The organism is Sphingobacterium sp. BS-2, assembly GCF_046161205.1.
GTDB lineage: Bacteria > Bacteroidota > Bacteroidia > Sphingobacteriales > Sphingobacteriaceae > Sphingobacterium > Sphingobacterium mizutaii.
On record NZ_JBIXGO010000010.1, the window covers coordinates 275,151 to 291,620 of the forward strand.

General features: G+C 32.1%; 8 protein-coding genes. All 8 read right to left on the reverse strand.

The genetic code is table 11. The annotated features are described in order from the left end of the window. Nucleotides 1-4,243: 4,243 nt before the first annotated feature. The 8 genes from ACK2WI_RS04290 to ACK2WI_RS04325 all read right to left on the reverse strand — a co-directional run bounded on the left by ACK2WI_RS04290 (nt 4,244) and on the right by ACK2WI_RS04325 (nt 13,972). Nucleotides 4,244-5,614, reverse strand: a complete 1,371-nt coding sequence (locus ACK2WI_RS04290; RefSeq protein ID WP_409149901.1) for a glycoside hydrolase family 140 protein — start codon at nt 5,612-5,614, stop codon at nt 4,244-4,246. Nucleotides 5,615-5,891: 277 nt separating this feature from the next. Continuing rightward, nucleotides 5,892-7,142 carry a hypothetical protein gene (locus tag ACK2WI_RS04295; RefSeq protein WP_409149902.1) on the reverse strand — a complete coding sequence of 417 codons (1,251 nt, stop codon included), beginning with the start codon at nt 7,140-7,142 and terminating at the stop codon, nt 5,892-5,894. A gap of 827 nt (nt 7,143-7,969) precedes the next feature. Next, complete coding sequence (locus tag ACK2WI_RS04300) at nt 7,970-8,464, reverse strand: hypothetical protein (RefSeq protein WP_409149903.1); 495 nt, start codon at nt 8,462-8,464, stop codon at nt 7,970-7,972. Nucleotides 8,465-9,224: 760 nt separating this feature from the next. After that, the gene (locus ACK2WI_RS04305) at nt 9,225-9,605 is read right to left on the reverse strand and encodes a response regulator (RefSeq protein ID WP_409149904.1); all 381 of its coding nucleotides are present in this window, start codon (nt 9,603-9,605) and stop codon (nt 9,225-9,227) included. After that, the gene (locus ACK2WI_RS04310) at nt 9,598-10,536 is read right to left on the reverse strand and encodes a histidine kinase dimerization/phospho-acceptor domain-containing protein (protein WP_409149905.1); all 939 of its coding nucleotides are present in this window, start codon (nt 10,534-10,536) and stop codon (nt 9,598-9,600) included. The genes ACK2WI_RS04305 and ACK2WI_RS04310 overlap by 8 nt, the downstream gene beginning before the upstream one ends. Nucleotides 10,537-10,769: 233 nt before the next feature. Continuing rightward, on the reverse strand, nt 10,770-11,120 hold the full coding sequence (locus ACK2WI_RS04315) for a response regulator (RefSeq protein ID WP_409149906.1): 351 nt from the start codon (nt 11,118-11,120) through the stop codon (nt 10,770-10,772). Between the two features lie 662 nt (nt 11,121-11,782). Beyond that, nucleotides 11,783-12,604, reverse strand: a complete 822-nt coding sequence (locus ACK2WI_RS04320) for a helix-turn-helix domain-containing protein (RefSeq protein WP_409149907.1) — start codon at nt 12,602-12,604, stop codon at nt 11,783-11,785. A gap of 864 nt (nt 12,605-13,468) precedes the next feature. After that, complete coding sequence (locus tag ACK2WI_RS04325; RefSeq protein WP_313516298.1) at nt 13,469-13,972, reverse strand: RNA polymerase sigma factor; 504 nt, start codon at nt 13,970-13,972, stop codon at nt 13,469-13,471. Between the last annotated feature and the right edge of the window lie 2,498 nt (nt 13,973-16,470).

Sequence of the window (16,470 nt, forward strand, 5' to 3'; positions counted from 1 at the left end):
ATTGGTTTTGAATTGTAATCCTAATAAAATTCCTAAAATATCATCATTTACCTCTTGAATTGATTTGCTGAAAGCGAATTTTTGATATGCACAAATAATTCTATTCCTTACTCTTCAGATTGTTTTAATTTTCTTTCCTTTTTAGGGTAATTTGAAAATGATTTTTTTCGTATCCAATATAAAATATTCCCGATTTTCCTGTTTTTTTAATCTCAAAATTGAAATTTTGAATATTCCCAATACCTTTTTGGGAATAGGTTATCCAATAGATGTTCGCTCGTAATTTTCTTGAATTGAATTGCAGGATTTTATACAATCATTAATTATGAATAAACCATAATATCCCAAAAGACAAGTCATATACAATAAGAATCCTGTGATTATTCCTATTAGTTTTCAAAAATCACAGAATTGTATTTGAGATATATTTACCTGAGAGAAATTATCCTTTATAAACAACTTATCCTAGTATTCAGCTTGTTCAATATATTGGATTGGTATTATTAAGGTTTTCTAATATTATTTTTGATTTTTCAAATGCTTGATCCATCAGAGAGTCTCTCATATCAATTTCCTTTCTCAATTGATCTGTTTTTTTTATCAGAAATACATTTAGTCCAATGGAAATCAGTAGAAAGAGTAAAAGTGCAAAGGCAGCAAAAATGAGGTTTTGTTTCATCCTAATATGCCACCAAATTAATATTTTTTCACTACTTGTCCAAAATAGTTATCGACATAGGCTCTCTTGATCAAAGACAAAAGTTAAAACTTTCCTTTCCATGTCCTCATAAGAATTAAATTTTTTCAACAGAAGCTAGAAAAAACAATAATTATTTTCAAGGCTAATGGTGGTGACTCCACTTTACCACAATTTATTAAGTTTAAATGGATATGGAAACAAACGTCATTCTCATTCATTCACTAATTTGGAAAAATTGTTCAGGAAGGATTTTCCCACATTTGCTAACTTTATAATTTACAGATAACAAAATAAATGCCTTCCTTATCACGAAATTTCATTGCTCGGAATTCTGTATGCCGTGAAATTTCAATGATCATATTTTCAAGAACATTAGGATCCAAAATGCTATTTAGTTCATTTGACCTGAACCTGAAATTTCTTTCTGCATATCTCTTCTCGTAGAATTCTGTAAGGAATTCTATTTTATCTTTTTTTTGTTCCATTGACAAACATTTGGATGAAATTTAATTCAATTTTAAATAATAAAAACGATAATTACGCGCTTAATATTTGCTTAATTGTAAGATTAAATCCATTAGAAGTATCCCCTATATTTTAAAGAAAAATTTTCACTCGAAGATGAAATACGTAAGAAAAGAAATATTGTATTTAACAATAATCATAACGACTAAAAGCCAAAAAATGAACTTCAAGGAATTTCCCAATGGACATTAAAATCAAATCCTATGTTAATCTTCATAATTTGTGACCAATTTTCTTGTAATTTATAAAACCTGTCGCCAAATGGACAGAACTTGGTAAAAATTGATAAAAATTTAGAAATTAACCTCGTCACATTGCATAGAAGGTGTGTATACCGTCTGTTAGTTTCGGGTCTTTCCAAAGCGTCCATAAATAACTGCTCCGTTTGGATTCTATCAGTTTATTTCAATTTTACCTTCGAAATTCTTTTCCTAAAATTTCATTGATATCTATTATTTTTTCTTTTCAAGGTCAATTTCTGAATAATTCACCCAATGGACCTCAATTGTTGAGATTTTTCTATTTGCAACATTCACATTACCGTGATTTATTTCCCATATTATTTGATACATTTAAAAAAAAAACTTTAAAAAGCGAATATTAAAATAAATTAGGTCCGGATCTTCTGCCGGAATGTTCTGGTTTTAAATTTATTCCATAATTTATGCTCTTTTAATGTATCATAAAATGTAGTATGTTTTTTAGTTTGGCCCATTGGGAAAATTTCAATGGGCTTTTTTAGTTTCATTGCCTAATTTGATCTCTATTAAGGTTTTGTCCAGAAGCCTCCACAATGTACAATATATATTATTGGACTCTTTGATCTCTATTGTTTTTGCTTCTCTTAAATTGTCTTCCAAAAAATAGCTTGTTGATAATCATTCCCAATGAATTGGATGCATCCATTGGGATTTTTATGTGTACATCTGATCAGGGATCCCTTTTATTTTTAATCTTACAACAGACCCCTCTACTATATTCTAAAAGCTCAATGCCGTGGATACGGTTGTTTTTTTTCATTGGATGATTATTTCCGGTAACTTTTTATTTTTAATTCTATTTACTCCAAATCTCTTCTATCATTTTGTTCTTAATATTTCCGTCGAAAATTTCAAGAAGGAATGAAAGAGAAAAATTCGTATTCTATATACTATTCGATAATGACAACAAAGTATTCGTCCAAATATTAATTCACATTTCTATATGCCATTCATCAAATTTTAATTTAGATAAAGGTTAATTAGATTTAAACAGACTGTCTTTTTTATTTTCCAGATTGGACAATCGGTATTTACTTTCTTTTAGTCTATTATTATATTTCAACCAGCTGAATAATTACCTATACGGACCATTCTTACGTAATATTCAACTTCTGCAAAGCCGAATTATTAAAATCTCTTTATCAAGCCTAATTATTATATTACATATCGGTTTATTTACAATCCTGACTAGAACAAACGTTATTGCATGGGATATATATAATTGGTACCTTTAAGCTCCTTAATTCTACAATAATTGGTTTGTGCCCAATGGCGTCCCCCGCTATTGGGCATTGTTTTATTTATAAGTTAATTAGTAATTTTAAGTAACTCATAAAAGTCAGCACCTAATCTTCACAGTGGAGAGGGATCACCGCTGGTTTTTTGTTTCACCAAGATTTTTTTCAAGAAAAAAAAACAGGTTACAGATTATCTCATAATATCACAGATAGTAAAATTAGATTTTTACCCAATAGCATTTCCCGCTATTGAATTTTATTTTTATTTGTTATCTTTAAGTATTAATTCTACAATAGATCGGTTTGTGCCCAACTGCTTTTGCTTTTGGGCTTTTTTATTCAAATTATTTCTCCTAGCTTTATTGTATAATCATAAATACATTTTATTATCAATCTTACCCAATGGAAAGGGACGTTCATTGGGTAATTTTGTTATATTTGACAAGTTCAATTTTTTACATTTGATCAAATAAGGCTACCCAATAACTTTTTCGTTATTGGGTTTTTTTAATTATTATCCTTAACTTAACCTTTGCAATATGCAAACCTCTCATAGGTTTTTAATCTCAGGTGGCTCAGTGATTTTATTGCTGAGCTTTTTATTGCACTTAGGTCATGTAGGCTTTCTTCTCCCCTAACTTTATCCATATTCAAATGGTCATGAAAAAATTCTTGATTTCTAGTTCCAAACTATATGTGTTTATTGGCCTTTAATAAAGAAAATTAATAAAATGCATCTTTCTCCCTGCATTACACTTTCACAAATGTCCAGCTTATTCACAAAGAAAAAACACATATATTCTTAGTTAGGTAGAATCATGCGATAGTACATGCCGAGCACACCTAGCTATGGACTCCTCAAAAATGCTCTACTCCAAGTCTAACTTAAATTGCCCCATACTGAACTTGGCTGAAAAAAGAATTTTGCTTGGGCTGCTTGGCCGAAGGACGCCAACATTCATATTATAATTGATGATTTGAGATTCTATCTTTAACAACCACTAAGACCACAACCTATTGACGCTCCTTTTAATTGACTAAAATGATAATTTTAATTCGCGACAATGAAGATATAATTTTTATCTAAATCAAATCTTTAATTGCAATTTTCAACGTTTTTTAGTAAATTATGATAAATCCTCTATACAACCATTTAAAGGAAAATCAAGAAACCTGATGGGATATTTCCTATCAGGTTTTTTTGAGGTTAAGAAATCAAATGTCAATAGATTATTGGATAAATTTTACATTAGTTTCGCAAATTACCCTAATTAATAGGATGTGTTAATTATCAATTTGCTATAACCTCCTGAATAAGAAATTCGTTTGGGTATATTTCTGCTTGCAAAACATAATAAATTGTTCAACACGTATCCAATGTTAGACTAAAGTGAAAATAACTGCTTATCAATGATTGATATATATAAGATTATCAAAATACTTAATAATCCCTATTTCCTCTAAGAAATAAACCTCTGGAACGACCTAAAGATTAAATCTACTATAAGCCGATCTATAGGTTAAAAGTCGAGCACCAGAATCCAATCATTTCCACGTCCTCTTGAAGGAGCAGAGAATTTGGCAATGTCATTTCCTTTCAACTTCTTTTTAGTCAACCAATTACCATTGCGTGGGTTGTACCAGACAGTCTCAATCTCAATTCGATCAAGTACGGGTAAATTCAAGATCACATCCGTACCATTGGGTAGATAAACCATAGCGAAATCATTGCCCGTTGAAGCAACTGTCCAATCAGTATCTGCTCCATCAGTATTCAGAATCAATTCTGGAAACGGTTTCATTTGGTTAGCTTTTCTCGAACCTAGGAGATTACGTGCATGGATGATATCCCAAGCCCCTGCTAGATCTAAATCGTCAGTCCAAAAACTTCTTGCAAAACCAACGGGTTCATTGGACTCATCACGCATTTGCCAGATCGAATGGCATCCGTATGTATAACCAAACCCACCAGAAAATATTGACCAGTATAGCGACTGCCTCACATCCACATCATCGAACCAACCTAATTCATTAGGGTTCCAGTTAACAGGATGATTTTCATACCGAGGTTCTGCATCCATGATAGGTTTTACAGGTACGCGATGATAATCAGGCACTAAAATACGCCTATAAATTTCTGATGTACGTTTGGCATGGCCAGTCTGAACCATATTAAAATCCAACCAATCCTCATTATGAAACCATTCAGCAGAACTTCGTTCACCTATTGGGTGATAGGTCATTAAATGTTCGTTATCCATCGATTTAATACCTTCCGCCATGGAGCACCAAATATCAAAGTTTTTCCCGCCTCCAGACCTATCACCTCCCATTATCCATATAATGTTAGGGTGACTTTTGTATCTCTGGCCCAAAAATTCCCCATATTCAAAGGCATTTTTTTCAGTGAATATTTCTGGACCTATCCCCCATTTTTTATCAACCTTATCACCCCAAGTTGGTAGCAGACCAATAAAAAGCCCCTTTTCACATGCACGTTCCACAACCCAATCAATATGTTTAAAATAATTCTCGTTGGGGTGACTAGGATCTCTTCCTAAAAGAGGTACATTCCCCTCACTATTTGGAACAACCAATCCATCTAATTCCGCAAGAATTACCGCTTGAATTACCGTAAATCCTTTCTGTCGCCGATTTTCTAAATACGTTTCCGTACTTTTCTTATCAAGTCGATGAAATAATTCCCATGCAGTATCACCAAAATAGGGAAAATGGTCACCATCTTCAAAGGCCAAAAATCTCCGGCTAGAATCTACTACTAATTTACCATGTGAGAAATCAACGGAAGGTCCATTCCATTTAATTTCTTGAGCGAAGATGGAAGGTAGTATCGATAAAGTTGATATAATGAAGACAAAATAGGTTTTCATGGTTTTCAAAATATATGTTTAATTCTAGCGGAAAAACTTTCTAATTCAAATAACGGTAAGATTCGTTTAAACACAACGTTGTTAATATTTATTATCTAAAGATTTTCTGAAGACTGTTAATGAAAATCCTTTGTGATTCGCACGAGGGTCATAAGTAAGCTAAATGCTGAAATCCTAAAAAAGTAGTTGGTTCAATTCCTACATTTGACCAATTTTAAGAAATGAGCGTGAATTAAGACCATACAAGGGGGCTTCTTTTTTAGATATGTTACTTATATTAAATACCAGGAAAGTATTTGGAATCTGTCCCAGTACATTCAATTATCCCTTGCAATAGGCTTTTCCAAACCACCTTGAAAAAGGGATGATTTGGATTTCGATCATAATCCACCTGAGCTACATGGAGTTTACCATTTGCATCAGGGTTACTGTCGTTGATAAAGAATTTATTGGCAATAAATGATAAGATCCCTTTTTTACCTCTACCCTTACCTGGATCCTTAAGTAATTCAACTTTCAGATGGTCATATTCAAAATTGAATCCCCCCCAATTCTTGGTGTCATTTCCTTCCATGTCAAAGGTAATTGCTTTTAAATTGCCTTCCGTCAAACGAATGTTGAGAAGTGGTTCTAAGATTCTGTTATACCCTGAAACCTTCATGGCAGATAATTTGCCTGCATAAGAATAATTACCGATATCGCTTAGCATGTCAAAGGAAAATTGGACTTTCAGCTGACCTTGACCATAAACACTTCCTTGCAAATCGGCATTCATATTCCTATTTTTACGTAGGACAGATCCTACATTACTAACATTCTGAAATGTCCCGCTGATATTCTTGAAATCAATTTTCCCCTCTCTGAAATATTTGTCACTAATTTGCGCATAACTCAGATCAATGTGGCTAACCTTGACGCCCTTAATGGAAATGGGAATGCCGACCTCAAGTAATTGCTGAGCAGGAGATTGACCAATTTTAGAGACATTTTCCTTTTGGTATCGTTTATCTTTTGCTAGTTCAAATAGGCCACCTTTAACATGCATACTGTCAGCCTCAAAAATCTTTCCCAACAAAAGCTTTTGGCTATTTACACCAGTAATATGGATAGAATCGATTTTCATATCGATCCTAGGCTTATTGAGTTTATCCTGCTTGGCAAAATTCTCCAAATTTAAAGTAGGCTGAAGCGCTAAATTACCAATATTCATCATTCCGTCCTGAGAACTAAACCTGAAATCTTCTATTCTAAATTTATAGGGAGCTCTCTTCAAATCGGTAGTGAATTCTGGAATATGAATTGCAATGTCCTTTGCATATAAAATACGCATGCTGTCTTTGAGAGATTGTTCATCAAGCAAAAATTTCGTCACGGTCAGATTTGCCCCATTGACAGTAATTGAATTTCTCTTTTCATTATTTAGATTCACAAACTCCAAATCAATGGAATTCACCCGGAATTCATCTAGAGCAATGGACTTAAAACGATTTTTTATCCTATCATAAAGATTTTTCTCTGATTTATCCATGTTGTACGAACGACTCCTTAAAATAGCTTTACACTTTAATGAATCCAGCTCAATAGAACTTATTTGGATTCTCTTCTTTACAAAAATATCCCAAAGATTCAAGCCGCTTACTCTCAAACTATTTGTTCTTCCTTGAAATCTGGTGTTTGGAGCTTTCTTGGAGATGTCCAGATTCTTGAATATAATACTGTCGTGGACAAGCCTTACATCCTTCAAAGACAAATAACCACAAGCAATGTTTATATCCAGATCGCTATATTTTATGCTGTAAAGACCTTTCGAATATTCGGCGATAGTATTCTCCAACCTTTTACCTAGCAAAGGTTTTAACTTATGGGAAACAAAATATGAACCGACCAACAACAATAAAACCAGAGTCGATAGAATAACGATACTGATTTTCCAAATTTGCACTTTTTTTTTGTTCCTCATCAGATAAATAACAAGCTAAATGAGGATTTTGTTTGTGTTGCAAGTTGAGAGGTGCCTGTTTTTACAGAATTGGTACAGTTCTATCAAAATAATAATCCATGATTAGACGGTTGAAAATTTTCATCGTTATATTCATCAGCAGCAACCTCCTTGGTAAAACTATGGAGCGCCTAGAAAATGCGGAAAATGTCGGAGGTTGAACAATTCCGGATCTATTGGATAGCGACCCTAATTCAAAAAACCCAGACTCAATTAAAGAGCCTGGGGAGGTACTAATTATGTTTCCAAGGATAGAATAAAATGTTAAGTGTCTTCAAAAAAGGCAAAGGGATTAGGAATTAAAACATTCTCCTAATGCAAAAGCTCCCTGTTACTAGAAATCAAACAGCAACTTATCAATTGGCGTAAATTCCGGTTTTGTCCAGATAAATTTCTTTTCTTCCATTTTGGAAAACCTCATTAACTGGAACGAAAACATCAATAAGATCCTCTCGATAACCTTCCAATAATAATTCTATACTTTCTGGACTAACCTTATACATCGTATAAATTGCATCATTGTCCAGAAAACTGATGTCAGATTTGAGCATGTTGACCTGAAAACTATTAAATAATTCATTTGCTGAATCCCTATCAACTTTGACAAGGTTTTGTGCTGCAAGATCATATCTCTCCATTTCTTTCTCTAATTTATCAGCATATTTTTCTGTTAGATATTTTAAATACAAATTTCTATCCCCACTTCGCAAAGCTTCATTTCTATAGGCAATTTTCTCCGGTGAGATTTCAAACTCGTATAGTTCAGGACGTTCTTTATAATGAAAATATTCGTTAAAAATTTTCAATCTTTCATCTAAGGTCATATGTTTTTCATTAATTTCTTGCTGCAAATTAAATAATATTAAATCAATATTATTGAAAATTATAGGATTGGAATAAGAAAACTTAATGAATTGTTCAAATTGGATCCCAAGAACCCATATAATCATTCATTTCGTTTTGATTAATGGTTGGTTTTCATTACAGAAGATTGGACGTTACTATATATAACGAAAGAATGGGGATGATTTTTTAGCGTTAATTTCCCGCTATCTGTGATCGATAATAATTTTGATTTCTACTAATTCCATGCATTAGCGTTTATTAAAAGTTATTAGTCTATATTTCATTTTAATAACTATTTATGATTTAACAAACTGTTGCCCAAATTGAAACTCTAAATAAAAATTTGACTTATCTTTTATTTCAATAAGCGTTCAATATTTTTATTCTAGGGTTAGGTTAAATATGAACCGCTTTAAAAAAAAGTCAGTTTGACCTTTTCCCATTTCAATGGTTTCTGGTAATTTATAAAATTTAGATAGAGTAAGATCAAGCACTTTAAAGTTACTACATAGTACCAGAAAAATGGAGTGATGATTTTTAGCATTTCAACAAAACTATAAGAATGCGTAAAATATCAATCAACTATCAGCTAGGTAGTCAACCGAAGGCCCCTCAATAAATATTATGTTATTTCTCAAACGACACTGGACTCTTAAAGATTCATGGAAATCAAAAATAAGGCAAAATCCCCCATAAAACCTCCATTTGAAATTTAAAAATAATTTGCCCCCATATGACTTATTTTATCAACAACATTTACTATTCCTAACCCAGAAAGGTTCTCAATCTTTCCAATTCATTGAGCCTTACAGGTTTTGTTAAATACTCCAGGACCATTCCATTTTCCATGGCCATTTTCCTATCCGATGGACTTAGGGACGAACTGACCATAATTACAGAAACCCTTTTGCATAATCTATGCCTTTTAAGCCCTTCCATCACTTCCCATCCATCCATGATCGGCATCATGATGTCCAAGAAAACAAGGTAGCTATGGTCATGGTCTTGTTGAAGGTCTAACCAGTTTAGGAACTCTGACCCATTGAGAAATTTTTCGAAAACATTTCCCATCTTTAGGTATTCCAACATCTTTTCCAAGAGAAAGGATGAGATTTTGTCGTTATCAACCAAAATGATCCTAAACATCTTTCTCTCCTTTTTGCTCTTCTCGATCAACTATCTGACGTATTATCCTATCCAGTTCATTTGCTGAATCTAATAAAGCATCAAGTAAAAATTCGGATCGCTGATCATGGCTACCTTCTCTCCTGAGGTGTTCAGCCAGGCCGATGATGCGGGCAAGGGGAGCCCTAAGTTCATGGTTATGGAGAAAGTACATTTCCTTTAGTATATTTTGGTCCTCATGCTGCTTGGTAACATCTATTGCAGTACCATGGATACCGATGCACGCGTCACCCAAATGATCTGGTTTTCCCACCACCTTAAGCTGCCTCAATTTTCCACTCCGGGTCCTTACGGAAACAAAAGTCTTAAGTATCCTCTTGTTTCTAATTGCTTCAAAGAGCTGTGCCATGAATAAAACTTCATCGTCAGCATGGAGATAAAATTGTTTCACGTTTTCAAAATTTGGCATAAACTCTTTTCCTGTCTCAAACAGCTCATTCATACCAACCGACCATTTGATTGTTCGTTTCTCGATATTGATCCACCAATTTCCAAACCTTACGTCAAACTGCGCCTCGCTCAGGAGTCTCCTGTCTATAATATAGTCAGTTACATCAATTAATGAACGAACAATAACCAATACTTCTCCATCCTGATCAAAAACAGGGAAATGGGTTATTTCGAAGTATTTCACATTTTCAATTGATGTCTTCTTTTCATGGGGATCTAACCAGGTCTTAATTCCCCTGGAAACAAACCGTTTCTCCTTGAGGACTTCATCAAAAAGTGTTTCCCATTCCAATTCGTCAATAAATTCTGAAATAGGGAATACAGAAAAAAAACCTTTTGAAATCACATGCTCACTATTAAGATCGACCAAGTCGAGGTACGCCTCATTGGCGTCAATGATGGTGAATTCAGGTACATTGGGAAGAATGATCACGCAGGGCACTCCCAGCCATTTGAACAAGTTCGAATACTCAAAATTCAATATATTGCTTAGTTATGTTAATGGATATATATCTTAAAAAATCATTAGAAAGCATATCTTCTAAAACTAAGGAAAACAATTCCTAAGGAAGTTCCTCCAAGCCTTATTTGTAAATTAATATTGATAAAACCGTTATTTGAACGCGACAAAAAAATATTTACAAATAATAATCAACAAAAATTAAACCTCTGTGGTTAAAAAGGCAAAGCAGCCATAAAATCGCAGATATCAAAGGGTTTTTCAATAAATGCATTGGCTCCCGCTAACATGGATGCTTCTTTTCCATTGTGCGATGCCGAAATACCGAGAACAAATACATTGTTTAAAATTTCAGATTTCCGGATTAATCTTATTAATTCAGAACCTGAGACAATTGGCATCTCAATGTCACAAATTAGAACATCAGGACGGATAGTAAGCATTTTCTCCAATGCCCTTGTACTATCCAATTCAGCGATTAACTCAGCTCCTGTCACCGAAAGAACATCCATAATAGCATTAAGGACATGAATATTGTCCTCACAGATAAATATTTTCTTGTTCATATCCGTATGAATAATAAAAAATAAAATGACGCATGGCGATTATTAGTTATCATATATGCACCTAATAATTAATTATAGTTTTTGAAGTATTTATCAATTTTACTTTTCTAAACCATCAATCGCGTAAATTAGTTAAATCTCAAATTAACCATTACCTAATAACTATTGATAATAACAAATTGCTTAAATCAAAATCTGCGTCAAAAATTACTTTTCAAGTAAACAAAATTAAATTGCTTATCAATGTATTTATATTCAATTTTCCAGAATAGTTAATTGATTTTCCGAAATCTGTACGCCCTAAGAGTCTTTTCATGAGCTCGGGAATTCAATTTGAGATTTTTTGTAAGATCCGCAATATAAACTTTTAACCACTATCAAATCATATAAGCCCCTTAATTACCTTAACTAGAAAATACTTTACTTCTCTAAATACCTAATTGATTTCAAGATAACATTGCAATTTCATTTGAGAATTGTCGACAATTAGACCTAAATTATTTCACCTATTAATAGAAGATGAAAAGTTAGGTGGCATTTTTCATACAAAATTTTGGCCAGAACGGGATGTTAAAGCCAATTAAAATAAGTATTTAGAAAAACAATAAACATATTTCACATAAAAATTATGATATCGTAAAATAAATCTATCAGGCTAGATTTTATAAATGGGGCTGGTCTCCTAGCATCCATTTTCTATATGTAGAAGGTGGATTTCCATATATTTTTTTAAAGTACATGCAGAATCCGTTGGGTGAGATGAAACCCAATTTCTGCGAAATTTCCTTAATAGATAATAATGGATCTTCGAGCATTTTTTTTCCTAGATCCATGATAAATCCATCTATTATTTCTTTAGGAGTACAATTAAGGACTTTTTTCGTAACGGATGACAATGTCCTTACGGTAATGTTAAGAGACTCTGCATAGAAATGAATTCCTTTATGCCTTGTTGAGTGGAGAGAAACGAGTTTTTTAAATTTATCGGCAATATTTACGTACGTCACTGAGACCATATTGACTTCAGTATCGTCCATCATCCAACTTTTTTGCTTTTCAAATGTATGCTTCAAATGAAGAACGTTGTTTTTTAATAGGTTAGATATAATCAAATACCTGGATTCCTCATCACTTCGCTGATAGGTTTTGATCATATCATTCATAGCCCTTAAGTGTTGGAACTCCTTTTTGGATATTCGGAAATAATGGACATCACTTTCCCTGCCTTTAAAAATCGCTTCTATATGACTGTCTTGGAATAATGCAATATCAAAAAAGAAATACTCGGAAATAGGACAGATACTTTCCCTTTCAAGAATGGGTGGACAAAAGATCCTAGAGTCGAGCACATATTGGGACGGAGCAGTTTCCAAAATTTTTGAAACCTCAAGAATATCATATGTAAGGAAAGTAGCTAGATTACTGTCCTCCATTTCAATCAGGTCTTTTCCATTTACCAGAAAACATAGGTTCTTTTTACTCATAAACAGGCTAAACTTAATTGCTAACAAAAATTTAACCAAAATTGATCTTTAATATAAAAGTCCAGTCAATCCTCCGTATAACATATCACCAAGACATGATAACCTTACCAATAGTTTGAATAGATTTCTAAGTTGAAAAATAGAATGCAGTTAAGATTTTTAATTGATTATGGGGTTTAAAATTTATCCAACATTAAAAATTGCACCAGGATATTATCATGGAATTAGAATTTTATTTAGATTTATTATAAGCATTTTTTAAGTAGGACAATATTAAGATATTTTAAAAGAATGAACCTGGACGTATGGCTCAAAAAATTAAATAATCAATAAACCCAAATTGATAATGGTTATTAGTTTTGGAAATCAACTATGACTTGAGCAATTAAATAACGTCAAACATTTGCTGAGATTTAAAGAATCCGACCTAAATTGAAATCATATTAAATGAAATCAGAAATTTATATGTTTAGGCTTGGCTATTTGACTATAGAAGTATAAACTATGGTTATGCTTAGATATAGCTAATTACACTACCAGAGTTCTTTTAAAGAAAATCCAAAACCATTTCATTAAAAATGCTGTTTTCTTTAGAAATAATGATGTATTTGACTCCAATGCCACCTAAAACCCCAAAAATAGGTGGCATTTTTTATAGAACTTGCACATGGTGTTAGTTTTTTTTATTCCTAGTCCCATAAATTAAGATAAATATATAATCGTAAGGTTTTGTCTGATTTATGCGATATGGCAGAAATATTAAATTTCAATCCAATGAGAAACTATTAATTTAGTTAAACCAAATTATCAAAAATTATAGAGACATACCTGCAGCGACCTATTTTCCGTCTTGACTAAGTGATATTAAGTTTGCCTGTAACTTTTTAACCTCTGCTTCAAAAGTTTCCGTGCAGTGTGTATTCGAGTCTTTATAGTTCCTTCCGGCAATCCTAGGTGGTCGGCGATTTCATAGTATTTATACCCTTCAAAAAACATCATAAATGGTTTGTAGTGTTTTTCTGGAATCGATCTTAAAACCAAATTCAAATCTTCTCTCATAAAATTATCTAAGCATTTGTTATTGCTTTGTTGCTTTAATGTTTCTCCAATAGATTGAACTTTTGACAAGTAATTTTTTTCTAAAACCTTTTTTCGACACCCATTAATAAAAATGTTCTTCATAATAGTATAAACCCACCCTAACAGGTTAGTATTCTTTTCAAAGCTATCCTGGTATTTCAAAACTTTAATCAAGGTTTCCTGGAGTAGATCTTCAGCTTCTTCTTGATCTTTGGTAAATTTGTTCGCATATTGTAATAGGGTGTCTGTATGAATCAACACCTCATTTTTAATAAAATTTTTGTTCATGATAAAAAAGATTATTTAAACCTGATGCAAAACATCCCTTGACAGGGATGGTTTTGATTATTCAACACTAAAATTAAACTGCACGTACAAATTCCAGTCAAAAAAAGTTTTTAATGGTTGTATAGTAAATACTTTTGCAATCTATGTGCCAAAAGAAAAAAACCTGCAGTTCAATCCCTTCTTAATCTTTGATAATATGAATAACATTATTCATATTATCATTTGTTAACAAAGAATATTGCCAAGGAAGAAAGAGGGTAAAATGAGCAATCTTATTAACTTGATAAACGATTATCCCTTCAATGATAAAAAAAGGTATGAAACAAGTCTGATTTTGATATTGGTCGAAGTTAGGAATTAAGACGATTATTATTAATTGACCACTTAATTTTTTTAATAATTAGGCCTTGGGCAAATTCCACCACCAGGGTAAATAAAAGATCGCTAGAGGATAGAGTCAAAAAACAAGCAGGAAATGGAGTAATCATGGCACTTTCCTAAGCTTCAAATAAATCTCCCTGGACAAAATTTTATCCGATTTTAGACTACTTACCCTATCAAATTACACCTTACAAAAGTATTGAAAATACAAATATCCACAATTTTTTGTTCAGGAATTCCCGAATTCCAATTATAAACTTCGTTACCCTAAATAAATAGATTTAGTATTTCCCGTTTTTCGATGAATTATTAACAATATTAAGGAAATAGTAGCCATTGGACTACACAGTTAAAATACTATTTAGGCTTGTATAGAGTATTCTCTTATCTTTCTTAAATTAATAAAGCTTGAATTCACTATAAACATAATTTAGTAACTCTTTGAAACTCCATCCCAAATGGTGTGTTTCAAGGTTTCTTCAGCCCAACCATGGTCCAGGTGTTGGGCTTCTTTGTATATTTTTATTAACTTTAATGACTTAATCGTTTATCTGATTAAGCTCTGTTTCGACCCAATGGATAGGAACTCCATTGGGTTTTGTTATTTATTTCCTATATTTAATAACGTTAATTATATTATAATTGTTGGGAAACCAATAGCGTCCCCTGCTGTTGGTTTCTTTATTTGAATAATAATTTATATCTCATATTTTCTTTGATAATATATGATTCTTAAAATGCAAGCATAATGTTATGCTAACTTACAATAGATCTGATTATCTTAATTCATTGAAAACCTTCCATCATTTTTTTTTCTGATACCTTTAAATGACATTCATATTTATAGTTTATTGTAAGTCATGCCCAATGGAACAGGGTGATCCATTGGGTTGATATTTGTTATATGTATCCTTGCCATTTCCCCAAGGTTTTTTATCTTTGAAAAAGATAAGGCAGATAATATGCCGATATTCGGTTTGAATTCCCAGTGGAGAGGGAAAACCACTGGGTTTTTTATTTTATGTTGATACCTCTCAAAGGTCGAGCTCTTAATCACCTTACCCTCTGCTCTTTATGAACACAATCGTTTTCACCAAGTAGCCTCATGATACTGTCCAATAATTTAAAGCGTATATTATTTCATAATGGAATTAGTAGGCTTAAGTTTATGATTAGGCTAGGACTCATCTTAATATGATCATAGTACTTTTGTTATTTCATTTATTTGCCTTATCTTACTTCCATATAAGATTATTCCATAGTCTCATAAGTACCAGAATTGTTTTTATTAACCCAATAGATATATTTCTATTGGGTTTTTGTAATTTATCTACATCTTTTTCATTTAATCCCCCATCAATTGATAAGATTTAACTAGAAACATTTTCAATAGTTAGAAACTTAACAACCCTTCACCTACAATAGGACATTTTGAAAGTATATTTTTTGCATCTAGATAGTGGCAAAAACCCCAGATTATCATATTGAAATTTGACAATAAAAATACTTTTTAATATTAATGGAGTAATGGAAAAGATTGGATTTGAACTTATTTCACATGCCAAAAATTTCATAGGTAAATTTCCCTTGAACAGATTAAATGATCCTTGTACATTCAATAAGATTTTTTAAACAGGAACTATTACTATTGATACCATATTTAAGTATTTCTTTAAGAATGCTTATATTGACCGCTAGTTAATGCTTGGTAGCTCCTATCGCAGGAAAAATCCAAAAAATATCCCAAAAGCTTATGAGATGCAAGATGATTACCTGATTTTTAAATGATTTTTCGGTTTGATTTAATTAACCCAATTATACACATATTCCTCTTAAATCCTCGTATAGTTTAAAACTTAAATTGAAATTGGTGAAATCCTATATGTACACTCAATTTATTAATTTTGACAAAAAAAATATGATTCCTAATCGATCTGATCAATTCTTAAAATTGTTCAAGCCTTGTTATGTCTATTTCTGTACTGTTTCTTAAAATACACTTCAATTTGGGGATTCAGTTGATTTAAATTATCTTTTTATACAAGTTTAAGGTTTATAAAAAAAATGGAAAAACTATAAAAACCAAATAAATCAATAAAAATTCATCTGATTGCTCA

Coding starts and splice junctions, on each gene's coding strand:
- ACK2WI_RS04290 (WP_409149901.1), bottom strand. CDS start 5,614: ATGAAAACCTATTTTGTCTTCATTATATCAACTTTATCGATACTACCT.
- ACK2WI_RS04295 (WP_409149902.1), bottom strand. CDS start 7,142: ATGGATAAATCAGAGAAAAATCTTTATGATAGGATAAAAAATCGTTTT.
- ACK2WI_RS04305 (WP_409149904.1), bottom strand. CDS start 9,605: ATGTTTAGGATCATTTTGGTTGATAACGACAAAATCTCATCCTTTCTC.
- ACK2WI_RS04315 (WP_409149906.1), bottom strand. CDS start 11,120: ATGAACAAGAAAATATTTATCTGTGAGGACAATATTCATGTCCTTAAT.
- ACK2WI_RS04320 (WP_409149907.1), bottom strand. CDS start 12,604: ATGAGTAAAAAGAACCTATGTTTTCTGGTAAATGGAAAAGACCTGATT.
- ACK2WI_RS04325 (WP_313516298.1), bottom strand. CDS start 13,972: ATGAACAAAAATTTTATTAAAAATGAGGTGTTGATTCATACAGACACC.